Below are 21120 nucleotides of genomic sequence, written 5' to 3'. Positions count from 1 at the left end.
ATTAACCGATCCGGAGTCTCCGGCGAGAGAATAGCATCAAGGCTAGAACCTTGATTTTCCACAACGACCGCAGAAGACTCCGCTTGCGTCCATGTCTCCCCCACAATAGTTGCATGTGATTTCGACAGGCGGTGTACTCAATTCGTTTTCCGCTCGTCCCTTTTCGTACCGCTTGGCATACCAGATTGCACCTTCCAGAAGGACGATTATCGGAACAAACAGTGCGACGTCGGCCAAAGGTCCACCGTCTGGTGATGCTATCGCCGTCAAAACCAAGATTGAGGCCCAGACATACTTCCGATTCTTGGTTAGCATCTTGGTCCCGAGAACATGCAATTTGACCAACAGCACGAAGAAGACAGGGATCGTGAAGGCAAAGCCTGCGAGAACCATGACGAAGAAAACGAGGTTGTAGAATTGGTCCGCGTAAATGAAGGTCGATATTCCGACAGCCTGGAAGAAGGGCAGAGAGAATAAGAATATGAACGGAAGCAGAACGAAAAACGCGAACGACGCCCCCACCAAAAACAAGATGGAAAACGCAGCGACGAACGGGTACACCGACTGTTTTTCGCTCGGCTTGATTGCCGGGTCTACAAACTTGTACACTTCGTACGCGAGTACAGGGACACTTGTGGCGAATCCGAACACCGCCGATCCTACGACGATTAGTTCCAGAGGCGTGGTGACTGTTCCCCCGATCAGTATGTACTGCGAGGGCAACAGTCTAGTCCTAATGCCACCGAGAATGGTCGTGATTATTGGATGGTACACTTGGAAGGGGTTCTGTAAGAACGATAAGTCAGATGGGAATGCAAGGTAGAAGAGCGTTGCAATAACAAAGGAATAGATCCAAACCTTGACTCGTTTGGAAAGCTCTGAGATATGATCCCACAGGGGGAGAACTTTATCCCGAGATCGTTCTTCTTCCGAAAGCTTCACTCTCCCTTACTGTTCCAATCGATGCCCAATATGATTCTCCGACCGTCTTCAACTGGCCTCATAACAAGTAGGTAGCGGCTAACCGTGAAGGCGGGAACTTGTTCGACTACTTTGTCTGGGCTGCTTTGACGATCTCGTCAGATATCTCTTGTCGAGTCTTGCCTTGGGTATTGATTCCCAACTTATGGGCGGTATCGGTCAGTGGGTCAGACGCAGAGAGGCTCGGCTGAGAGGAAGAGATGGGATTCGTAAGTCCCTTCGAAGCGTCGTCGAATTCTTTGCGTGCCCTTCCGATGGACCTCGCTAGCTCCGGTATCTTTTGTGGGCCCCAGATCAGTATTACGGCAAGTACGCCCAGTATCAGTAGGATCTGGAACGGGTCTCCTAAAGCCATACTTTTCTCGTCTCAAGTGTCAATGAGTTCCGGGCTTTAACTGTTTACCATAATTAGTACAGAAACCCATTGCTTTCGAGGAAACCTTATTCTTCGGCCCAACTTGCGTTCACCAAAGGCGGGCGAGAACTGAAAATAGTCGTGTGCGTGCGGCGCGTTCCGGACACAGCAACTCGCATCAAGATAGCGCCAGATGGGAAGTCAATCGTTACTACCGATGCGGAGTTCGTGATCAACCCTTACGAGGAATACGCCTTGGAACAAGGCGTCCAGCTGAAGGAAAAACATGGCGGAGAGGTCACGATTCTCACGCTCGGACCAGAGAAGTCAACCAGCGTAATTCTCAAAGCCCTTGCGCTTGGCGCAGACAGGGCCATCCATCTCAAGAGCGAAAATTTTCCGGATGACCCAAGCGCGGTTGCTCGAGCAATTGCGGCTGAATTGAAGGCTGTCGAATTTGATGTTCTACTATTTGGCAAGAAAGGTGTTGACGATGACAATCAACAAGTAGGCCTGATGGTTGCCGAGCTTCTTGGAATCCCATGCGTCACTCAAATCGTCAAACTCGACATCTCCTCCGGCAAAGCCGTAGCTCATCGAGAGGTTGAGGGAGGAGTAATCATCGTCGAAGCTACGCTTCCATCTGCATTTACCGCCGAGAAAGACTTGACGGTTCCTCGGTATGCTTCCCTTCGAGAGTTAGTCGCCGCTAGAAAGAAGGCTATTCTCATGAAAGAGCCTCAACAGTTCCCCGGCGTGCTAGAGACGGTCTCGGTCCAATACCCTGCACCCCGCCCTCCCGGCAGAGTTCTAGGAAAGGGCGTCGAGGCCGTCCCACTGTTGGTCAAGGTTCTGCACGAAGAAGCTAAAGTGATCTAGCACATGCCAGGCCCAATACTTGTCTTCGCGGAATCCTCCGGAAGCGAATTCCGAAAATCTGCATTTGAAGCTGTAACAGAGGCGAGACGGCTGGCCGACCTCTCAAAGAGCGAAGTTCACACATTGTCAATAGGACATAGAATACGGGATCAGGCACATTCTCTCGGTAAGTTCGGCGCGGACAAGGTTTCCGTAGTAGACGACGAGTCTTTGAGTCTCTTCCAGCCAGATTTCTATCGACAAATCGCCCTAGACTTGGCGAAGAAGATTAACCCTAGCATCATCCTCATTCCAGCCACTTCAACCGGCAAGGACCTAGCACCGCGTCTCGCGATCCATCTCAACACGGTTGTCGCAACCGAGTGCACCGATCTGGAGCTCAGAAACGATGAGCTCATTGCAACTCGCCCTGCCTACGCAGGCAAAGTGTTGCTAAAGGTCAAGATGAGGGGGAATCCCAAGGTTGCAACCCTTCGTCCAAATGTATTCACCGCGAAGGAAAGAGTCCCTCCAACCAGTCCGTCGATCGAGTATCCCCCATTCCACAAGCCTACGACGAGAATGACCGTAAAGGAATTCGCCACACACGGGGCAAAGAAACAGGACCTAACTGAGGCAGGAATTATCGTGTCAGGGGGAAGAGGGATGGGCGGGCCTGAGAACTACAAGATTCTGGAAGACCTTGCAAGCGTAATGGGCGGGGTTGTAGGAGCTTCGAGAGCCTCTGTCGATGCCGGCTGGAGGCCGCACTCAGACCAGGTTGGACAAACGGGTAGAACCGTTTCCCCAACCCTCTACATCGCATGCGGCATCTCTGGAGCCATTCAACATAGAGTTGGCATGATAAACTCGAAGGTGATAGTCGCTATCAACAAGGACCCTGAGGCCCCAATTTTCGGGTTCGCGGACTACGGGATTGTCGGAGATGTTTTCGAAGTTGTCCCTGCTCTCACTCAGGAGATGAAAAAGTACTATGGTAAGAACTAACGGGTTTGTTAGGCGTCGTCCAGCTTTGACTTTAGGAATCTTGCAAGTTCTTGACTAAGCGGGCTTCGAGACACGTCTATCACGGGCATCTCAATGTTTCCCGACTTAACGTTGTGGACAAATTCGGCCATGGGTGCATAGCTTATTGACGCTATGTAGAGTTCCCCGCGAGCATATTCCTCAGGCATGTCTGAGGGAGGGATTGGCTGTGATACAAACACCATGCTTTCAGCCCATGTCAGTAGCACGGGCTGTCCCATTTTCATGATGAACGATAACGCACTGACTAGCTGTTGCGGGTTATCGTATTTGACGAGTTCTCGGATGACGATCCGTTTCAGTGGTTCGTGAGCTATCTCGACCATTTGGCTGCTCATTCCTGATTTCCTGTCTGCGAAGACGATACGTTGCTGGTTAAGAGGGTTTCCAGGCTCAGCCTAGCTTGAAGCTTACTCCCTTTCCGCCAGAGGGGTATTTCCAGCTAATGGCTTTGGCACCGATCTTGTGACAAACGATTAGACAGGCGCCAGTTTCCATACAACCCTCGGTGTTGTAATTCAGCTGGTCCTGCCATGAGTACACCTGGGCTGGACAGATGTAGAGGCATGGCTTCTTTTCGCATTGTTGACAGAGCTTAGTGTCCACCACAATAAACGGTTCGGGGTCCTTGCTGAAGCTAACTAGGGCTAATCGTTTGTCGAGACTCATCTCCTCTTGTTTCTCAGACATGTCTAGAATGTCCTCGCTCCTGCAAGAAGGTCCCGTATCAAACTCATTGTGGAGACCTTACCTTTCGTCTGTGCCCTCACTTCCTTGTAGATTTTTCGCTTTCCATTTCCATCAACGCGATAGACTGCCTCTGCAGCATTGCAAACTAGCTCAGGGTACACATTGTACAGTCTGTCGTTGCGTAGGTATCTTGGCACTTTGCTGAAAGTATACATGTCTTTGAGGGCCGGCTCCTCCCTCAGCTTTCTTTCGTAAGTGTGGAGTGATTGAGCTGAAAAGTCCTTTCTCTTGCGAGCCTCAAGAATTGTTTGGGCCGCAGCAATGCCTGAGACAATTGCCATGTCGACGCCTCTGAACGTGTAGCCATTGTTGAGCAGATGTCCAGCCGCGTCTCCTGCCACGAGCATGCCTCCCGTGTAGGGCCTGGTTAGCATCTTTGGCCCTGCTTCGGGGATCATGTGAGCCTCGTATTCGATTGTCTTCCCGTCTCTTATGAGTCGCCGAACCTTGCGGTGGTTTCGCAGCTTGTCCATCACTGTGTGGGACGGGACTGCCCTCGTCGACGTATCGTCCGCCCCAACAACCATTCCTAAGGCCAGGCTATCTTTGTTAGTGTAGAGAAAGCCTCCGCCTCGAAGTCCGCCAGAGCATTCTCCAACAAATACGTGGGCTGCTCCTTCTTCTGGCTCAAGACCAAGGCGTTCTTCAATCTTGTTTGGAGGGAGTTCGATGACGTCTTTCATGCCAATCGACATCTCGTAAGGCTCAAGCATGGCTGTCAGTCCGGCCTTGCGCGCGAGGTTTGTAGTGGTTCCATCGCAGGCGATCACGGCGTCTGTTGGGATCTTATCTTGACCGGCGACTATTCCCCTAACTCGACCGCCATCGATTATTAGATCGTCAACTCTTGAATCTGTTATTAGAGAGGCGCCTGCTTTCTCGGCTTGCTCGGCCAGCCACTTGTCAAACTTGGCTCGGATAGATGTGAAGCTTCCAGTCGGATCCTTCGATTCGAATTCGACGCCGAACGAGCTTTCCGCCGTCATAAACGTGATCCCCTCTTTTCTCACAAATCTTTCAACAGGCGCATCCTTCCATAGATCTCCAAGCAGACGTTTGACCGCGTAACTATAGATCCTTCCACCAAAGACGTTCTTCGAACCTGGAAAGGTGCCGCGCTCAACAAGCAGAACTTGGACGCCTTCTCGCGCGAGTGTTATTGCGGCGGCGCTCCCTGCCGGACCTGCGCCGACAATTGCGACTTCGAATCCTTCTAGCGACAAATCTCTCACCTTGAACCAATTCTGGGGTTTATCGGGTTTAGCTCTAGGCCAAGGCGTGGAGGGGTCGAGCGTCAGCCTGAAGACGTGCTGTCATTCCCTTTTGACCCTCCGTTCTCCCATCTACGTTTCAAGACTTGCTCGATCAAGTCAACAGCTCGCTTAATCTGTCTCTGCATCGCCATTGGATCGTAGCCCACTGGTGGCTTGCTGTCCAGATATCTTCTGTACATATCAAAATCGAGGAATTTCTTGCTCGTCTCAAAAATCGCCATGAGCGCCGGGGATTCCATCTTGTCTAGGTCGGCTCGTCTACAATGATAGAACCCGTTGTCTCTCACGAAGGTTATCTTCTCGTTGCCAACAGAGTCATTGTAAACATCTTCCCAGAGGTTCCTGTCGACTTCATTTTCTACTGCATCACCAGAGGCTATCCTTGATTCGAATTCTTGACAAAGTCGGGTCGCCTCCTGTTCCGAAATTTCAAGTGCCTTGGATACCTGTTCCATGCTGAGACCTCTCTTCCGTAGATAGTAACTCGCTTCCTGAAGATACTGAGAGACATCGTCGGCCACCTTTTCACTGTTCAACGTGAGAACTCTCTCCTAGAGACTAACAAATCGTTCAAGGACGCGCCTTGCTGGCGACGATTCTCTGGAGTGACTCATGTACGATCTTGGCTTGTACCTCGAGTCCAAGGTCAACTGAGGGGATTCCCATTACCCGACACCTGCTGAGGAGCTTCTTGTCAAGGCTTACCACGATGTATTTGTTATCCTTCGCGAGATTGACGACTGCATCATCCGTAATTCCCGGTCGTACCTTTGTTGTTGTCCAGCCGAGATCTCTAAGATATTCATCTAGCCCAAACAACTGTTCGTCAAGGAGGACTGTAGGTCGTTGCATATTCTGGACGCGCTTCGGTTTGGCAGGAGTTTCGACGGGCGCTTCCTTAGAAGCTTTCCCAGTGATGGTTCTGAGGAGACCGGAGTTTTCTATTTCTTGAAGTATCTACGGCATTTCCTGCATTGAAAACGATTCTCTGAGATATTCTTGAGCGGTACACTACAGAACGGACACGTATCTAGAAGCGCCAATTTCTCTTCGGTGCCAGCGAGCATCTCTGTCTTGAGACCAAGTGATATACGACCTGTTGAGATGTGGTGTCTTCTTGAGTAAGCAGTAAGTGAGCCTCCCGCGACTGCGGCAACTGCCACCAATCCCACCGGCAATGCGAGACTCGTAGGAGAGAATGTGCTGGATAGATAGTCCTGCATGAACCTGTTGTGAACGTACTCATTGTAAAGCCAGCCGGCCAAGAAAATGTTCAGAACCGATTGAGCTCCTATCACTAAGGCTTTTCTGGACATTTGGATCGTGGTTGATCAGCTCTCGGAGTAACTGCGCCTTCTCGGTTCTGAACGTAGCATAGGCGGTCCTCGAAAATAAGCCTGCCCAAAAGTGGAGTGTCCACATGGGACTAGCGTTACTGCTGCAGTCCGCAGCGGGGGACTAGCGATATGCTTCGAAGTCCGGCCCGAGTAGGCTTACTGCGATTTTCTGCACTATGATCTCGTCTGTCCCTTCGTAGATTCGACACACTCTAGTGTCAACTAGGTGTCTAGGGGCGCGCGTTTCGAAGCTATAACCACTAGAACCGAATACCTGAATAGTTCGATCCGCGGCGTCAAAAGATGCGTTAGAGGCGAAGTATTTCGCCTGGGCAATCGTGATGTCTGCATGGTCGCGAAGCTCTTTGTTTTCTGGTCGTTCATCACTATGTTGTTTTAGTAGCGCCGCTTTGTAGACGAGGTTCTTGGCGGCTTCCAGATTTGTCGACATGATTCCAACGTGCCGTTGGACGAGTTGGTGCTTTCCGATCGGTTTTCCGTGTTGTATCCGTTGCTTCGAGTAGCTAACCGCTTCCGTGATACAGTCGTCAATGACACCCAAACATCCTGCAGCGACACTAAGTCTGCCACTCATTAGTCCCGAGTAGGCGACGCCTAGTCCCTTCCCGACCGGACCGAGCAAATTGTCCTTCGGGACTCGACAATTATCTAGAAAGATTGATCCAGTGTCCGAAGTTGGCATCCCCAGCTTGTGCTTCTGTTGTTGTGCTGAGTAGCCCTCGAATTCCTTCTCAACAATGAAGGCGCACATTCCATCATGTCTGCCTTTCGGGTAAGCGAATATCACAGACGTATCTGCTATGCTACCATTAGAAATCCACGCCTTACTTCCATTAAGCAAGTAGTGTGTCCCCTTGTCTTCGAAGGAGGTTCGGAGCGAAGTGGGATCGCTACCCGCGGTGGGCTCGGTAAGCCCAAAACACATTACCTTTTCCCCTCTTGTCGCTTGTGGAAGATAGCGTTGTCTCTGATCCTCATTGCCCCACTTTTGCACCGTCAATTGGCCCAGTGAAACGTGTCCAGAGAGAAATGTTCGGACCCCCGTTCCTTCTCGGCCGATCCTCTCCAAGGCTAGGGCGTATGTGAGAATGTCGGCGCCTTGACCCTCGCCATACCGTCTCGAAATGGGAAGACCCAGGAGTTGAGCCTTCCTGAAGATCGGGACAAGATGATCGTTAAACTTTCCAGCCAAGTAAGATTGGTCCTCTAAGGGCCGAAGCTCTCTGCAAGCCCGGTCAACCTCGTCCAGAACAAGCTTCTGTTCGTCTGAAACGTCAAAATTCATCTTGGAGAGGTCTTCGCTACCTGAATCCACTACAGTTTTCAATCGAAACAATCTCTCATTACTCTTGTCCTTAATGTGAGTTTTGTCAAAACGTTATATGACTCGCCAATTGCATTCGTGACCGCGACCATCGCTTTGCCAATTCAAGTTGATGAAGAGGACATCCCCTTCTTTGCTGAAGTCATAGCCGGCGGAAGGATAACGATCCCTGAGGAGATTCGGAAAATCTTCGGGGTGAAAGACGGAGACCACGTCATGTGTAGAGTGCGACTCGTAAAGCGGGCCGAAGACGTCAAGTAACGCTTTTGATCAGCTCCACGTGGGCTCTTGCGTGGATTCCCATTTCTGACAATCTTAAATAACATCGATAGGCTCCGCTCTTCTTAGAGCCCTAGTTGACACTGGCCGTCTCCGATCCTACGAGGATAATCGACGGCTTTCAGGATAAAACAATCTTGGTCATAGGAGACTTGATGGTCGACCGATACGTTCGCTCTCAAGGCCGAAAACTGTCAAGAGAAGCACCCGTCCCTGTGGCGGATTTCATTTCCGAGGAGCTCGTTCTCGGAGGAGCGGCAAACCTCGCCAACAACTTGGTCGCACTTGGGGCGAAAGTCCGCGTATTAGGTGTCGTAGGAAACGATGAGCCGGGAAAATGGATTCAAGAGGAGCTTGAGAAGAAAGGGGTAGACATCTCAGCCACTGTGGTGAATAGTCGCCCCACAAGTCTGAAAACCCGATTCATACTAAACCACCGCCAATACCTCAGGATTGACAAAGAGTCGCGGAAAGACGTGGAGTCCCACGTCACAAAGCAATTTCTCTACTCCTTGGATGATCTTCTTGAGGACGCGGACGGGGTAGTATTCTCTGACTACGACAAGGGCGTTATCACCCCCGAGCTCATAAGCAATGTCGTCGAAGAGTCCCGTGTTCAAGAGAAGAGAGTCGTTGCTCAGCCGAAGGTCAGGCACTACTTGGACTACGTGGGGGTTTCTATGGTGAAGTCAAACGTGCGCGAAGCAACAATCGCAACTGGTGTCTCTATGGTCAACGATACCTCGCTCAGGAATATGGGGCACAACCTCATGACGCGGTTGGAATGTGAGAGCCTCCTCCTAACTCGAAGCGAACAGGGCATGATTCTCTTCGAGAAGAAGAACATCACGAGTTTTCCGCCGTTTAAGGGCCCCAAGCCCGGATTCAACGCAGTCGGCGTAAGAGACTGCATGACAGCAGTTCTAGCCATGTCCATTGTCAGCGAGGCTCCTATAGGAGAGGCCGTCTTGCTCGCTGGACTTGCGGCGTCACAGCACGCAGACAACCTTGGCACTGTCGTTGTAGACCTGAACGATCTTCGATCTCAAGCTAGCACAACACTTGAGCTTGCAGAGCAGATAGTTCAGGTTCCGGTCCACTGACCATGGAAGAGCAATCCATTCCTATCGGGATGCTTCTCCAGAAAGCAGCTAAGATCCGAGCCCACATTCTTGAAATGGTGGCCGAAGCAAAGTCAGGTCATCCAGGCGGAAGCCTCTCAGCTGTTGAGATACTTGTTTCCCTTTTCTTTTACAAAATGCGGCACGATCCTAAGCGTCCAGATTGGCCAGACCGGGACAGATTTGTTCTGTCCAAGGGGCACGCTGCGCCAGTTTTGTTTTCGACCCTCGCAGAAGCGGGCTATCTTCCAACGAGCGAACTCAAGACTCTACGGAAGATCAACAGTCGGCTGCAAGGCCACCCCGACCATAGGGTCCCGGGCGTAGAGTTTCCTGGCGGTTCTCTAGGAATCGGTCTTTCGGCCGCCATTGGTATGGCCCTTGCCGGCAAGGTGGACAAGAAGGACTTTCGAGTATACGCGCTTCTCGGCGACGGTGAGCTCGATGAGGGGGAGACATGGGAGGCTGCGATGGCTGCTCCCAAATTCAAGCTTGACAATCTGACAGCGATCGTTGACAGGAACGGGATTCAGCAAGATGGGCTAACCGAACAAATCATGCCGATGGAGCCTGTGGGATACAAATGGAAGGCGTTCAATTGGCATGTCTTGGAAGTTGACGGCTTTGACTTTCGTCAGGTAATCGATGCTTTAGAAAAGGCGGAGAGCATGAGAAACAGACCGACAGTAATCATAGCCCACACCGTGAAAGGAAAGGGCGTTTCATTCATGGAATGGGATCCCGCATACCACGGCAAGGCACCTGACAAGGACACCGTCCGCAAGCTCGTAAAGACGATGCTGGAAGAATGAGAGGGGTCAAGATTGCGCCGTCCATTCTTGCGGCTGACCATGCTGACCTGAGGGGAGAGATCAGCAGAGTTGAGGAAGCTGGTGCCGATATGATTCACGTGGACGTAGCGGACGGACACTTCGCTCCCAACATAAGTCTAGGACCTGACACCGTCAGAGCGATTCGCAAAGTGACACGACTCCCGCTCGATATACATCTGATGATAACAAACCCTGAGAAATTCTACGAGCCCTTTCTCTCTGCAGGAGGCGATATCATAACAGTGCATGCAGAGGTTGCCAGTCGGTCGTTGCTCAACAGTTTGACAAGAGAGCTTCATCAAAAAGAAAAGAGGCTAGGCCTTGCTCTGAAGCCTACTACTCCCGTTCCATCTTGGCTAAAGAGGGAAACGAATCCTTTTGACGTCATTCTTGTTCTCTCAGTCAACCCCGGATTCCCAGGTCAAGCTTTCATGCCAACAGTTCTGCCCAAAATTGAGAAGGTTGCAAAGCTTGGTCGCTCTGAAGCTATGGATGTTGAGGTTGACGGAGGAGTGGACCAGGAGAATGCATCGAGGATCGTAGAGGCAGGGGCTTCAGTGTTGGTCGCGGGAGCCTCTATCTTTCGGAGAGGTGATGTTAAATCTGCTCTCCAAAACATCAGGGCCATCGTTCAAAGAAGTACGCGGGAGCTTCCGGTCTAGTGCTCGTCCAGGTAGCGTCGATGCGGGACGCCTACGCTGAGGTTCTTTTGGAGCTGGGTCAGGAAGACCCGAGAGTTGTCGTACTCGGCGCTGACACATCAGTATCTATCAAGACGAGCATGTTTGGAGACCGCTACCCGGATCGGTTTTTCAATGTCGGGATCGCGGAGGCCAACATGATGGGCATAGCGGCGGGACTCGCACTCGCTGGGAAAATTCCCTTTGTTAGCACTTACTCAGCCTTCGTTCCTGGCAAGTGCCTCGATCAGATTCGCAATGCGATCGCCTATCCCAATCTCAATGTGAAGATCGTCTCCTCACATGGCGGATTGACAGTGGGACCAGACGGCGCATCGCATCAGACGATTGAAGATGTTGCCGCAATGAGAGCGGTACCCAAGATGCATGTTATCGTCCCGGCTGACGCTCCATCCACTAAGTCCCTGGTTGCTCAAGCTTGCAGAACCTTGGGTCCTTTTTACATTCGTCTTAGCAGACCCAGTGTCCCCACGATCTATTCGGTGTCGAAGGGCTTGGAGGTTGGGAAGGCCAAGATACTGAGAGAGGGCTCTGACATCGGGATCGTAGCCTGTGGAATAATGGTCCATGAGGCAATGGAGGCTGCTGAGGCACTCTCCAGGACGGGGCTCTCAGCGGAGGTCGTTGACTCTCACACGGTGAAGCCCCTGGATTCTGAAACGATTGTTCGAGTTGCCAGGAAGACTGGCGCCCTCGTGACCGCTGAAGAGCAGAATGTGATCGGTGGCTTGGGGGGAGCGGTCGCAGAAGCCATCACTGAATCATACCCAGTTCATATCTCTAGAGTTGGGGTTAGGGATACATTTGGAGAGTCAGGTGAGCATCAAGAACTTATGGTTAAGTACGGTCTGACGTCAAAGGAAATTGCGCGGGCCGCGAAACAGCTGATCAAGTCTAGGTAATCGATGTTGAAGATATTCCTTGATACTGCCAATATCTCTTCGATCAAAACCTTCGTGGATATGGGAGTTCTTGACGGAATCACCACCAATCCAACCCTCATCGCCAAGGAGAACAGAGATTTTCTGGAACTTGTGTCAGAAATTCTCCAGATCGTACAGGGCCCCGTAAACCTTGAGGTGGTGAGCCAGAACACGGACGGCATGCTCCGGGAGGCTCACAACCTAGCGTCACTGAGCCCGAACGTCGTTGTCAAGTGTCCGATGACCAGTGATGGTTTGGTCGCCGTCAAGGGCTTGAGCAAAGAGGGAATCAATACGAACGTCACGCTCGTCTTCTCTCCAAATCAAGCTCTGCTTGCTGCAAAGGCAGGAGCGACCTACGTCAGCCCGTTCATTGGTCGTTTGGACGATGCGGGACATGAGGGGATGAAGGTGATTGAGGATACGTTGCAGATATACCGAAATTACGAGATCGAAACCCAGGTTCTAGTAGCAAGTATTCGTCACCCTGTTCATGTAGTTGATGCCGCGAAGCTGGGAGCTCATGTTGCGACAATGCCACCTGATGTCTTGGAAAAAATGGTGAAACATCCACTGACAGACATCGGTCTCAAGCGTTTTCTTGATGACTGGCAGAAGGCTGGCTTGAAACTCCCTGAACGAGGAACTCTCGCTGCTAAGACGAGACCCATAGTTCAGCGCGCATAAGGGCCTCAATACTTCCGTCCGCCAATCCTTACGCACAATTTCGAGAATGGCGGTCAGCGTTAGCCTTTTGAGGAACCGGTGATTGCTCTCACTGTTACCCTTTGACCAAGTTCGTTTTTGTCACGGGCGGCGTAATGTCCGGAATAGGCAAGGGGGTTATCGCCGCTTCTATCGGGAAAATACTTCAGGTCCGCGGTCTGAAAGTCACCGCTGTTAAGATTGATCCTTATCTCAACTACGACGCAGGTACAATGAATCCCTACATTCACGGCGAGGTTTTCGTCACAGAAGACGGAGGAGAGACAGACATGGATGTAGGGACATACGAAAGGTTCCTGGATATCAATATCCCAAAGAATCACAACATAACCACTGGCCAGGTGTACTTCTCGGTCATCGAGAGAGAACGGAAGGGCGACTTTCTCGGAAAATGCGTTCAAATCATACCGCACATAACTGATGAGATCAAGGATAGACTTCGTCGGATTCCTCAGGAAGAGGGAGTAGACTTAGTGTTGGTAGAAATAGGCGGAACTGTTGGTGACATCGAATCTCTGCCTTATCTCGAAGCTGCACGTCAGCTGCGCCTTGAAGAGGGTAGCGAGAACGTTCTCAATGTCCACGTTACCCTTGTTCCTGTATTAGATGTAGTGGGGGAGCAGAAGACCAAACCGACTCAACACAGTGTTCAAGAGCTCCGCAGAATCGGAGTGCAGCCTGACATCATCGTCGCGAGAAGCAAAGCACCTCTCAAAGAGGAACCGAGGCGAAAGATCGCCCTATTCTGCAACGTAGAGGAATCCGCCGTATTCACGTCGCAAGACATGGACAGTATCTATCAATCCCCTCTTCTCCTAGATCAGCAAGGGCTCGGCGCTTTCATCACACGCCGTCTTAGACTACCTGAGAATCCGACCCAATGGGGCTTGTGGAAGAAGATGCTTGAAGATCATCTAACGCAGGCCAAACCGGTAAACATAGCAATTTGCGGGAAGTACGCAGAACTCGCTGACTGTTACGTAAGCGTCAATGACGCATTGAAGGATGCAGGAGCATCCGCGGGTGCAAAGGTCAACCTTGAATGGATTGAGACTGATGAGTTTGAGAAACAGCCAGAAAAGGTCCGGCTCCTTTCTCGGTTCGACGGAGTCTTAGTGCCGGGGGGATTCGGTCAAAGAGGTGCAGAAGGGAAGATTCTGGCCATTGAATACTCTCGATCTCATGACATTCCATTCCTTGGAATATGCTACGGGTTCCAGCTAGCTGTCGTTGAGTATGCGAGACATATCGGCATTGTAGACGCCGGAAGCTCCGAGCTCAACCCGAAATCAAAGAATCCTGTCATTGATCTCATGCCGGAGCAGAATGGAGTGTTGGAAAAGGGTGGCACGATGAGGTTAGGAGCTCATGAAGTCGCCGTGGAGGCAGGAACCGCGGCTTATTCCCTTTACGGGAAGGGGAAAGTTTGGGAACGTCATCGTCATAGATACGAGGTGAATCCGAAGTACATTCCTGAGTTGACATCTAAAGGGTTGAAATTCTCTGGAAGAAGCGATGCCAATCGAAGGATGGAGATTCTTGAAGTTCCATCTAACAGATTCCACTTTGCAACACAGTTCCATGCAGAATTCAAATCTCGACCCGGAAGACCATCTCCACCCTATTTTGGATTTATACGGGCAACGCTAGGTCGGAATGTTCCGGCGTTGAAGATGCCACAGCAGGTAATCACCCACCGTTCGGAGTAGGGGCATGTCGACATTCTCAATATCGGAAAAGGATGAATGGGCCGAGAAAGGAAAAACAACGCCTGTCCGAACGATCGCGATCATGGCGGTGTTTACTGCTCTCGTCTTCGTAGTCACCCAATACTTTTGGGTTCCAATCTCGGCCGTGCCGGGTCAAAGATTCGACGCCGGAGACATTATCATATTCATCTCTGCCTGGACGTTCGGTCCAGAAATCGGCGGTTTCGCTGGGGGAGTCGGATCCTCGCTTTCCGACGCGCTGGTGGGAGGTGCTCCTTATTGGCCGTTTACTTTAGTCATCAAAGGTCTGGAAGGGTACATTGCAGGGCTCGTACTTCAACGAGGTCAACGCTGGGGGCTGAAGCTGTCCTGGCTATTTGCGAGTTCTGTTATGGTCGGCGGGTACTTTTTGACCAACGCGCTGTTCATTGGACTGTTGGTCGGGGTCAACTCCGATCTCAACCCAGGGCCATTTGGAGCTCTTTTGGAGGTTCCATTCGATCTGGCTCAAGTCCTTGCAGGGGGCGTCATAGCGAGGCCGATTTCTCGATATCTCAGGAACGCGCTCCCTTATTCAGGGATTGGCAATGTCCCATCGAAGACCGGGTCCGTTCACAACTGAAGTATCCAATGTTAACAACGGAGGTAGAATGAAAATCTGCCGGATCTTCAATAAAGTAGCGTAGTGCTTCTCATCCTCACACCGATGCCTAAGACCGGAGACGCGATCTGAAGCGTCTGAAACTTCCTAGCGACTCGGGGTCTGATGGCTCTACTGTGTAGGCTCGCTCACGCAGATGTAAAGGACGTTGCTGCCTCGAACAATCAAGCTGCCAAAGTTCGTGGATGGGTCTCCTCCTCGGTATTCTCGAGCTCCGTCGAGGATGATGTTCATGTGGCTGTCGCAGTCGATCATTTTGCCTCGGTACTCCGCGTCATTTTTCAGCCTGACTGAGACGTCGGCTTGTAGCTTTCGAACGAGCAGGTTCAGAGGCTTTCTTGAAGGTTCCAATTGGCGCCTTATGCAGACGAGTCATTGCAGGGCATAAAAACTCTTGGATAAAGATAGATGATCAGGACAGATTAGAAGAGATTGCGCTTTGGTTGCCTTATTCTTCTGATTCGGAGTTCTCTCTAGCCATCATCTTTTGAGTGTGTTGTTCTTTCCGAAAATCAGACTTGAGCTTTCCACATCTGATACAACGAGTCATCGGGCCTCTTCCCCGCCATTGGTGGGAACATCCTGCCATTATTGTCATCAGGAAAGAGGGTGCAGGTTATTCTTAAACTAGAGCCGAGGATTCGGGCGATGCCCTGGCCGGATGTTTGGCCCTGTCCAACAAGTAAAGTCGTTCTCTGTTTGCGAAAGAAGTAATAAGTTCAATATTCGTTTCGTTCAGTTGTCTCCAAGGTGTCTGGTGCTTGTCGTCAAAAATCGTCATAATTAGCGTGGCGTCTTTGGTTGCGATTCTTGAGAGTTCATTGAGGTGTTCTTCAGACAGGGGACCCGACTCTGTCATTGAGACAGATGTAACTCCGTCTGCAACACGATCTTGCAGGGGGAGATGCGAGGCGTCGGCTCGGACGAACTGGATGCTAGTGTCTGTTGTTCTAGGCTTTGCCAATTTTAGCATTTGAATGGAAAGGTCGATTCCTAAGGAAATTTGGCCTTTTGAAGAAATGAGTCCGAGGAGCTTACCCGTTCCGCATCCAACGTCGACGATTATCTTGAACTCTCTGTTTCCCAGGAGTTGCAACACTTGTGCATGCTTCTTGTTCTGTTCTTCGCCATATAGCTCGTCATAATTCTTGGATAGGGCATCGTACCATTTCGCAATAGTTTCGGCGTCCTTCGCAGGCAAAGCTATGTCGATATATTGCTCCATTGATGCATTGAACCTTTCGGGTCGTTCAACCTGCCAATCCTGATATCGCCAAGTCTCGATGAGGCTCGAGCCGAAATGGTCAGCGGTCTTGAGGCTCGGCAACTGGTGGTTATGGTCGCATCTTGCTGCGTTGAGTACTCGGGTCGGACCGGTAGTCATCTGGGGGAGGGCGAACGGTTGGTAATTGTGAAAGGAGATGGTTGCATATTGGTCCACCGCGGACGCGACTATCAACCTGTTAACTGGCAACCGTCAGGGTGCATCATTCAGGCCCATCTCAACAATGAGACTCTGGTTCTGAAGGCAGTTCGTCCGAACCCGCTTGAAAGTCTAACTCTGGTCGTGAGAACGATCCAGTTTCTCGGCACGTTTCTCCTTCACGACGAGGCGGAATTCGTCTTGCATGCCAGCGAGGAGGAGATGCAGCGAGCGATCATTCTCCAGCCTGACATAATTGAGCAAGGTTTCAAGATCCTGGATCACGAAAAGAAGGTACCCCCAGGATTTGTGGACGTCTATGGAATTGATGCTGATGGCAATACGATTGTAATCGAGATCAAGAAAGACCCCGCGGGCTTTCCTGCAATCAAGCAGTTGTTGGAGTATCTCAAATATCTTCAAGCACCCCTGGGCAAGAGGCTACGTCCAATCATAGTTGCACCCAGTGTCGCGAAGGGGTCTCAGTCTACGCTCGCAAAGTCAGGGATTGAGTTCAAGCAGCTGACTCTTCAGAAGGCTGTTGAGATATTGCAAAAGCATGCGAGGTCTGATCAGCAGGCGTTGAAGAGTTGGCTCTAGAATCCGAGCCTTACGATCAGCATCGCGTATCCGATTCCGCTCTTGACAAAGCTGAGCTTGCTAGTTCCTCGTGGTCTCGGCAGGAATGTGATAGGAACATCGGTGATTGGCAGGCCTTCCTTTCTGGCTCGAATAAGTAGTTCAGGTTGTATCTCAAAGTTCTTGGCTACGATCTGGTCCCGCAACGTTTCGACTGCTTTGCATGAGTAGATTCTGAATCCTGAAGTGACATCGTTTGATGGGATATGGAAGATCTTCCTCATAGTCCAGTTGGTAGTGGCGCTTATCATCCTCTTGATTAATGGTAGTTCTTCGACCATTCCCTTGTTAGTGTTCCGGCTTCCTACCACGATATCTGCGTTTTTGGTTGCAGTCATCAAGTTCTGTATTTCTTCCGGTTGGTGGTTTAGGTCCGCGTCCATCGTGACCACATATTCGGCGTCCTCGTCGATCAGTCCGAAGCCTTTTTTCATAGCTTTTCCCAGCCCGAGTCTTTCTTGGCTGTAGTGGACCTTTATCCGGGGGTTTTCTTTTGAAAGCGCGGTCAACTTCTCAAGAGTTGCGTCTGTTCCCTCTACGATGAATATTGCCTCATAGTCGGGGTCGATTTTTTCGAGGGCGGAGACCAGTCTGGAGGAGAATTCGTCTATGACTTCGGCCTCGTTGTAGACCGGTACTACCGCGCTTATTCGCAAGTATGTCTCACGAGACGAGCCCTGGACAGGTATATTCTGGTTTGTGGCCGCGCTTCTAAGTCATATTCAATCAAGGAATTCGCAAGCTTTCGGGACGAAAGGGAGGACGTTTGGACCATCTTGTCTTGCCTGAGCGGCAAGTCCAAGTTTGTAGAATCAGAGAGCTATGCTGCGACGAGTTCCTGTGAGTGCTGTTTCATGTGCTGGTAGTGTTCTGCTGGCACGAGGGATTGGAACGCTCTATCCACTACCTCGCTAAGTGCCGGGTGGATATGAATCGAATCATTAATCGGTTCGTAAGAGCCATTACCGGCATACATCATCGGTATGATCTCGTGTATGAGGATTGATGCGTATGGTCCAATGACGTGAGCTCCGAGAATCTTCGTGGTCTCTGCTTCAACTATGACTTTGACGAAGTAGTCTTTCACGTTCATCGCCTCGCCCTTGGCGGTATCTTCGTACTTCTGGAATCCGATCTGGACCTTATCTTGCCCTAGCTTCTCTATCGCTTCTTTCTCTCCCATCCCAACGCTTGCGATCTCTGGGTAGGTGAATACCGCGTGTGGAATCGCGTGATAGTCTACTTTGACCTGTTTTTTCAGTATCGCGTTGTAATAGACTATTTTTGACTCATAATTTGCAACGTGCTTGAATGGATATTTTCCATCCGCATCTCCGAGTGCCCATATGTTCGGTTGAGACGTTTCGAGGTACTCGTTCACGTCGACCCATCCTTCCTTGGTGAGCCGTATGTCTGCCTTCTCTGGGTGGAGAATGTCCGTGAGAGGTCCCCTTCCTGTCGCTACCATGATCTCTTTGGCTGTGATGACGGTGGTTTTTCCTGACTTCCGATCCACGGCAACTAGCTCCCTCCTATCTCCAATTTCTCTGACTTCTCTAACTTCCTGGTCTGTTAGAATTGTCATATGTCGTCCCAGATCCTTTTTCGCCAACGTCGAGACTTCGGGCTCCTCGTCAGGCAAGAATTGCGGGTTTCTTCCAACGATTGTGACTTTCGATCCCATGCTGGCGAAGAAGTGGCCAAACTCCGCAGCGATGTAGCCGCCCCCGATTATTGCTAGGCTCTCCGGAAGCTTTGTCAGCTTGAAAACGGTGTCGCTTGTGTGGTACTTGATCTTGTCAAGACCCTTGATAGGTGGGATAATGATCTTGGATCCTATGCCAAGAAATATCATCTTGGATGTTATCTCGGTTCCGTTGACCTTTAGCGTGTAGGGCGCGACGAACTCCGCTTGAGCATGGTAGTAGTCAATATTCTTTGAACTTGACAAGCCCTCTCGTATCTGGTCAATATCCCGGTTGATTAGAGTCCGCATCCGCTCCATCACCATCTGGAAGTTGATCCGGGCGATGGTCGCGTCAACGCCAAGCTCCCGTGCTTTCTCAATCGTTCTGACCAGTTCCGCAGGGTACAACAGTATTTTGGAAGGAATGCAACCGCGGGTGAGGCAGATGCCCCCGGGTTCGTCCTTGTCTATGACCGCGATTCGAATGTTGGGATTCTCCTGGATCATCGCGTCGACAATGTTCATCACCGATCCCGTACCGATCGTGATCAGGTCGTACTGTTTCATGATGAGCGTCCCGAGTTCGGAGCTAAGATAAGGATATTTGAGCGAGAATTGATGTTTCGAGTTTTGCGGGTGCGACTATGGTTTCTTTGTTCCTTCGATTCTTTCCTTGCCCACGACGAGTATGAAGATGAGTATTCCAAGGGCGAACGACACGAGGCTGAGAGCCATTGAGACGGTTAGCTCGAAATAGAAACGGTGGTACAGCTCGTAGTTGATGTAGGCCGGTAGGATCATCAAAGCGCCTGCTATCACTACCACTATTCCCCTTAGAATGTCGTGTATTTCTGTTCCCGCTATCGTTGTCTTAGTGCCCGTTGATATTGCACCGGCTACTGGGTTACATCCTGGAACGGTCCCGTATATAGATGATTCACACGTTATGGGCCGGAAGAAGTTTCCGGGCAATCGTCACATATGCTGTGTGCCCTATCATCCTCGTCTCGGGCCTCACTTTTCCTGCCTCTGTCTTGAACTCGCGCATGAGCAGTTCCACAGCCTCAAGGATGGCGAAGCCTCCATCACGGAGTGCTACTGCAAGCTTCTCTAGCTGGTTTATTGTGGGAGTGAACCCTGCGAGGATTCCACCTCCAAGGAGCGATTTCCACGCTGCTCCCACCATTCTCCATGGATCTCCGAGGTCAACGACAACCGCGTCCGCATTGGTCTCTTCGAATCCCTCGGTCGGGTCTTTGTTGTGAAAGGTAACGAGCGAGCCGAATCCGGCTTTGTCGACGTTCGCTTTTGCGGCTCGGAGGAACTCGGGCCTCAATTCATAGGTGAACACTTGGCCATCGGGCGCGACACCTCTCGCTAGAGCCGACGTTAGAGCTCCGCTCCCGGTCCCAACCTCTAGGACTCTATCTCCGTTTCCGATTCCGAGCTGAAAGAGCGCGTACCCGATGTCTTTTGGATAAAGGATCTGGGTTGGGCGATCAAATGATTCGACGATATCGAGTGCTCGCGGCCTGAAAACAGCGAGGTTTTGTCCCATGCTTGTCCGAACAGATCCGCCGTACTCCTTGCCCACGAGCTCTGCTAGCTCGAAGTAGCCTCGGTGGGTGTGAAACCTTCCCGGCTCCACTTTTGCAATCCACTTGCGCCTCGCGTCCTGGTAAAGCAGGACTCTGTCACCTAGCTTGATCTCCCGGGTCAAGACACCGGACGGTTCCGAGATCGAGAGCCATTAAGCATTCTTTGTCCTTTTCTTAGGAAAGCCCCCGTGTCTTCAAGGGTTCTTTCTTGGTAACTGTTCTTTTCGCTGACTTTTCTTTTCTGCTAACTATTTTTTCTTGTTAACTAAAGTGTGACCCCCCTGGGGGTCTGTTCTTCCCGCGCCGCACCCTTCGTGAAATGCATAGGATCTCACGTTCAGCCGCTGTTGCCGGACCCTTCTTCCTTTGTGACGCCGGTGTGTTACCCTTTCAAGGCCTTGAACACGTTCTCGGCCTTCGAGGCAGCCACAAGCTTCACGGTGATCGGATCTTTGTTGCCTGAGATCCCGATCTTCAGAACTGCCACCCTTCTCCTCCACCAGGTCGCCACGACCGCAGCCATGAACACCAGAAAAGTACCGATAAGCAACAGGTCGAACGGAGCCTGAGGCAGACCTAGCCTGGCTTGGCCTGGAAACCACCAAACAAGAAAGACTGCTATTGCCCCCAGAACCGCATAGGTTAACGGTGGAATCAGACTCTTAGTTATCAGCTCAAGCGTGCTGACCTCAGCATGCGGAACGTTCACGTATTTCTCGCCAATCGAGAACCTCTTTCCCACCAGCAACCTCGAGTCCGTCACGTAGACCGTATAGTTGACCCCTGCACACTCAGCCAGAACGCTCTCCGCTCCGACCAGGTTCCTGAGGTTGCTCAAATCCTCCTGTTGAGACACGAAAATCTCTCTTACCC

General features: G+C 51.1%; 27 protein-coding genes. 11 read left to right on the top strand and 16 right to left on the bottom strand.

The window, feature by feature from the left end; genetic code table 11:
• Nucleotides 1-42: 42 nt before the first annotated feature.
• Together VGS11_05945 and VGS11_05940 are read right to left on the bottom strand one after the other, a co-directional pair.
• Nucleotides 43-942 (bottom strand): twin-arginine translocase subunit TatC, encoded by a 900-nt coding sequence (locus VGS11_05945; protein HEV2119629.1) that lies wholly within the window; start codon nucleotides 940-942, stop codon nucleotides 43-45.
• 106 nt (nucleotides 943-1048) lie between these two features.
• The gene (locus VGS11_05940; GenBank protein HEV2119628.1) at nucleotides 1049-1336 is read right to left on the bottom strand and encodes a twin-arginine translocase TatA/TatE family subunit; all 288 of its coding nucleotides are present in this window, start codon (nucleotides 1334-1336) and stop codon (nucleotides 1049-1051) included.
• Between the two features lie 69 nt (nucleotides 1337-1405).
• Here VGS11_05940 and VGS11_05935 point away from each other — a divergent pair, with 69 nt between their 5' ends.
• Nucleotides 1406-2215, top strand: coding sequence for an electron transfer flavoprotein subunit beta/FixA family protein (locus VGS11_05935; GenBank protein ID HEV2119627.1), 810 nt, complete (start codon nucleotides 1406-1408; stop codon nucleotides 2213-2215).
• Nucleotides 2216-2218: 3 nt separating this feature from the next.
• Nucleotides 2219-3202, top strand: a complete 984-nt coding sequence (locus VGS11_05930; protein HEV2119626.1) for an electron transfer flavoprotein subunit alpha/FixB family protein — start codon at nucleotides 2219-2221, stop codon at nucleotides 3200-3202.
• Between the two features lie 8 nt (nucleotides 3203-3210).
• Here VGS11_05930 and VGS11_05925 read toward each other — a convergent pair whose 3' ends face one another.
• The 7 genes from VGS11_05925 to VGS11_05895 all read right to left on the bottom strand — a co-directional run bounded on the left by VGS11_05925 (nucleotide 3211) and on the right by VGS11_05895 (nucleotide 7950).
• Nucleotides 3211-3579, bottom strand: coding sequence for a hypothetical protein (locus VGS11_05925; GenBank protein HEV2119625.1), 369 nt, complete (start codon nucleotides 3577-3579; stop codon nucleotides 3211-3213).
• A gap of 55 nt (nucleotides 3580-3634) precedes the next feature.
• Nucleotides 3635-3931 carry a hypothetical protein gene (locus VGS11_05920; GenBank protein HEV2119624.1) on the bottom strand — a complete coding sequence of 99 codons (297 nt, stop codon included), beginning with the start codon at nucleotides 3929-3931 and terminating at the stop codon, nucleotides 3635-3637.
• A gap of 2 nt (nucleotides 3932-3933) precedes the next feature.
• On the bottom strand, nucleotides 3934-5214 hold the full coding sequence (locus tag VGS11_05915) for an FAD-dependent oxidoreductase (GenBank protein ID HEV2119623.1): 1281 nt from the start codon (nucleotides 5212-5214) through the stop codon (nucleotides 3934-3936).
• A gap of 71 nt (nucleotides 5215-5285) precedes the next feature.
• Nucleotides 5286-5801, bottom strand: coding sequence for a hypothetical protein (locus tag VGS11_05910; GenBank protein ID HEV2119622.1), 516 nt, complete (start codon nucleotides 5799-5801; stop codon nucleotides 5286-5288).
• A gap of 34 nt (nucleotides 5802-5835) precedes the next feature.
• Nucleotides 5836-6117, bottom strand: a complete 282-nt coding sequence (locus VGS11_05905; protein ID HEV2119621.1) for a Mut7-C RNAse domain-containing protein — start codon at nucleotides 6115-6117, stop codon at nucleotides 5836-5838.
• A gap of 89 nt (nucleotides 6118-6206) precedes the next feature.
• Entirely contained in the window at nucleotides 6207-6581 is a 375-nt protein-coding gene (locus VGS11_05900) for a hypothetical protein (protein HEV2119620.1), read from the bottom strand.
• 142 nt (nucleotides 6582-6723) lie between these two features.
• A complete protein-coding gene (locus tag VGS11_05895) occupies nucleotides 6724-7950 on the bottom strand; it encodes an acyl-CoA dehydrogenase family protein (GenBank protein HEV2119619.1) in 1227 nt (408 codons plus the stop codon).
• 33 nt (nucleotides 7951-7983) lie between these two features.
• Between VGS11_05895 and VGS11_05890 the strand changes: the two genes are divergently transcribed.
• The 8 genes from VGS11_05890 to VGS11_05855 all read left to right on the top strand — a co-directional run bounded on the left by VGS11_05890 (nucleotide 7984) and on the right by VGS11_05855 (nucleotide 14861).
• Nucleotides 7984-8208, top strand: a complete 225-nt coding sequence (locus tag VGS11_05890) for a hypothetical protein (GenBank protein HEV2119618.1) — start codon at nucleotides 7984-7986, stop codon at nucleotides 8206-8208.
• Nucleotides 8209-8303: 95 nt separating this feature from the next.
• Complete coding sequence (locus VGS11_05885) at nucleotides 8304-9329, top strand: bifunctional ADP-heptose synthase (GenBank protein HEV2119617.1); 1026 nt, start codon at nucleotides 8304-8306, stop codon at nucleotides 9327-9329.
• A 2-nt stretch (nucleotides 9330-9331) separates the two neighbouring features.
• Nucleotides 9332-10159 (top strand): transketolase, encoded by an 828-nt coding sequence (locus tag VGS11_05880; GenBank protein HEV2119616.1) that lies wholly within the window; start codon nucleotides 9332-9334, stop codon nucleotides 10157-10159.
• Nucleotides 10156-10842 (top strand): ribulose-phosphate 3-epimerase, encoded by a 687-nt coding sequence (gene rpe, locus VGS11_05875; protein HEV2119615.1) that lies wholly within the window; start codon nucleotides 10156-10158, stop codon nucleotides 10840-10842. Before VGS11_05880 ends, rpe begins: the two co-directional genes overlap by 4 nt.
• On the top strand, nucleotides 10842-11783 hold the full coding sequence (locus tag VGS11_05870) for a transketolase family protein (GenBank protein HEV2119614.1): 942 nt from the start codon (nucleotides 10842-10844) through the stop codon (nucleotides 11781-11783). Before rpe ends, VGS11_05870 begins: the two co-directional genes overlap by 1 nt.
• A 6-nt stretch (nucleotides 11784-11789) precedes the next feature.
• A complete protein-coding gene (fsa, locus tag VGS11_05865) occupies nucleotides 11790-12491 on the top strand; it encodes a fructose-6-phosphate aldolase (GenBank protein HEV2119613.1) in 702 nt (233 codons plus the stop codon).
• A gap of 101 nt (nucleotides 12492-12592) precedes the next feature.
• Nucleotides 12593-14239 carry a CTP synthase (glutamine hydrolyzing) gene (gene pyrG / locus VGS11_05860; protein ID HEV2119612.1) on the top strand — a complete coding sequence of 549 codons (1647 nt, stop codon included), beginning with the start codon at nucleotides 12593-12595 and terminating at the stop codon, nucleotides 14237-14239.
• 4 nt (nucleotides 14240-14243) lie between these two features.
• Nucleotides 14244-14861, top strand: a complete 618-nt coding sequence (locus VGS11_05855; GenBank protein HEV2119611.1) for an ECF transporter S component — start codon at nucleotides 14244-14246, stop codon at nucleotides 14859-14861.
• 150 nt (nucleotides 14862-15011) lie between these two features.
• Here the strand turns inward: VGS11_05855 and VGS11_05850 are convergent, their stop codons facing one another.
• Nucleotides 15012-15251, bottom strand: a complete 240-nt coding sequence (locus VGS11_05850) for an LSM domain-containing protein (protein HEV2119610.1) — start codon at nucleotides 15249-15251, stop codon at nucleotides 15012-15014.
• Between the two features lie 271 nt (nucleotides 15252-15522).
• On the bottom strand, nucleotides 15523-16284 hold the full coding sequence (locus tag VGS11_05845; GenBank protein ID HEV2119609.1) for a class I SAM-dependent methyltransferase: 762 nt from the start codon (nucleotides 16282-16284) through the stop codon (nucleotides 15523-15525).
• Between VGS11_05845 and nucS the strand changes: the two genes are divergently transcribed.
• Nucleotides 16201-16923 (top strand): endonuclease NucS, encoded by a 723-nt coding sequence (gene nucS, locus VGS11_05840; GenBank protein HEV2119608.1) that lies wholly within the window; start codon nucleotides 16201-16203, stop codon nucleotides 16921-16923. The genes VGS11_05845 and nucS overlap by 84 nt on opposite strands.
• On the opposite strand, the gene VGS11_05835 is transcribed toward nucS, so the two are convergent.
• The 5 genes from VGS11_05835 to VGS11_05815 all read right to left on the bottom strand — a co-directional run bounded on the left by VGS11_05835 (nucleotide 16920) and on the right by VGS11_05815 (nucleotide 21103).
• A complete protein-coding gene (locus VGS11_05835; GenBank protein HEV2119607.1) occupies nucleotides 16920-17618 on the bottom strand; it encodes a glycosyltransferase in 699 nt (232 codons plus the stop codon). The genes nucS and VGS11_05835 overlap by 4 nt on opposite strands.
• 164 nt (nucleotides 17619-17782) lie before the next feature.
• On the bottom strand, nucleotides 17783-19216 hold the full coding sequence (locus VGS11_05830) for a dihydrolipoyl dehydrogenase (GenBank protein ID HEV2119606.1): 1434 nt from the start codon (nucleotides 19214-19216) through the stop codon (nucleotides 17783-17785).
• Between the two features lie 75 nt (nucleotides 19217-19291).
• Nucleotides 19292-19621, bottom strand: a complete 330-nt coding sequence (locus VGS11_05825; GenBank protein ID HEV2119605.1) for a hypothetical protein — start codon at nucleotides 19619-19621, stop codon at nucleotides 19292-19294.
• Nucleotides 19587-20369: a tRNA (adenine-N1)-methyltransferase gene (locus VGS11_05820; GenBank protein HEV2119604.1), complete on the bottom strand. Its 783-nt coding sequence runs from the start codon at nucleotides 20367-20369 to the stop codon at nucleotides 19587-19589. Before VGS11_05820 ends, VGS11_05825 begins: the two co-directional genes overlap by 35 nt.
• Nucleotides 20370-20629: 260 nt before the next feature.
• The gene (locus VGS11_05815) at nucleotides 20630-21103 is read right to left on the bottom strand and encodes a hypothetical protein (protein ID HEV2119603.1); all 474 of its coding nucleotides are present in this window, start codon (nucleotides 21101-21103) and stop codon (nucleotides 20630-20632) included.
• Nucleotides 21104-21120 lie beyond the last annotated feature (17 nt).

The sequence above is a fragment of the Candidatus Bathyarchaeia archaeon genome (assembly GCA_035935655.1).
GTDB lineage: Archaea > Thermoproteota > Bathyarchaeia > 40CM-2-53-6 > 40CM-2-53-6 > 40CM-2-53-6.
Note: the sequence above shows the minus strand (reverse complement) of the source record. Positions and strands in the feature narration are given on the sequence as shown.

What these genes read in the sequence shown, in the direction of transcription:
- VGS11_05830 (HEV2119606.1), bottom strand. Translation starts at nt 19,216, where the DNA reads ATGAAACAGTACGACCTGATCACGATCGGTACGGGATCGGTGATGAAC.
- VGS11_05900 (HEV2119620.1), bottom strand. Translation starts at nt 6,581, where the DNA reads ATGTCCAGAAAAGCCTTAGTGATAGGAGCTCAATCGGTTCTGAACATT.
- nucS (HEV2119608.1), top strand. Translation starts at nt 16,201, where the DNA reads ATGGTCAGCGGTCTTGAGGCTCGGCAACTGGTGGTTATGGTCGCATCT.
- VGS11_05880 (HEV2119616.1), top strand. Translation starts at nt 9,332, where the DNA reads ATGGAAGAGCAATCCATTCCTATCGGGATGCTTCTCCAGAAAGCAGCT.
- VGS11_05845 (HEV2119609.1), bottom strand. Translation starts at nt 16,284, where the DNA reads ATGACTACCGGTCCGACCCGAGTACTCAACGCAGCAAGATGCGACCAT.
- VGS11_05855 (HEV2119611.1), top strand. Translation starts at nt 14,244, where the DNA reads ATGTCGACATTCTCAATATCGGAAAAGGATGAATGGGCCGAGAAAGGA.
- rpe (HEV2119615.1), top strand. Translation starts at nt 10,156, where the DNA reads ATGAGAGGGGTCAAGATTGCGCCGTCCATTCTTGCGGCTGACCATGCT.
- VGS11_05940 (HEV2119628.1), bottom strand. Translation starts at nt 1,336, where the DNA reads ATGGCTTTAGGAGACCCGTTCCAGATCCTACTGATACTGGGCGTACTT.
- VGS11_05930 (HEV2119626.1), top strand. Translation starts at nt 2,219, where the DNA reads ATGCCAGGCCCAATACTTGTCTTCGCGGAATCCTCCGGAAGCGAATTC.
- VGS11_05925 (HEV2119625.1), bottom strand. Translation starts at nt 3,579, where the DNA reads ATGAGCAGCCAAATGGTCGAGATAGCTCACGAACCACTGAAACGGATC.
- VGS11_05920 (HEV2119624.1), bottom strand. Translation starts at nt 3,931, where the DNA reads ATGTCTGAGAAACAAGAGGAGATGAGTCTCGACAAACGATTAGCCCTA.
- VGS11_05905 (HEV2119621.1), bottom strand. Translation starts at nt 6,117, where the DNA reads ATGCAACGACCTACAGTCCTCCTTGACGAACAGTTGTTTGGGCTAGAT.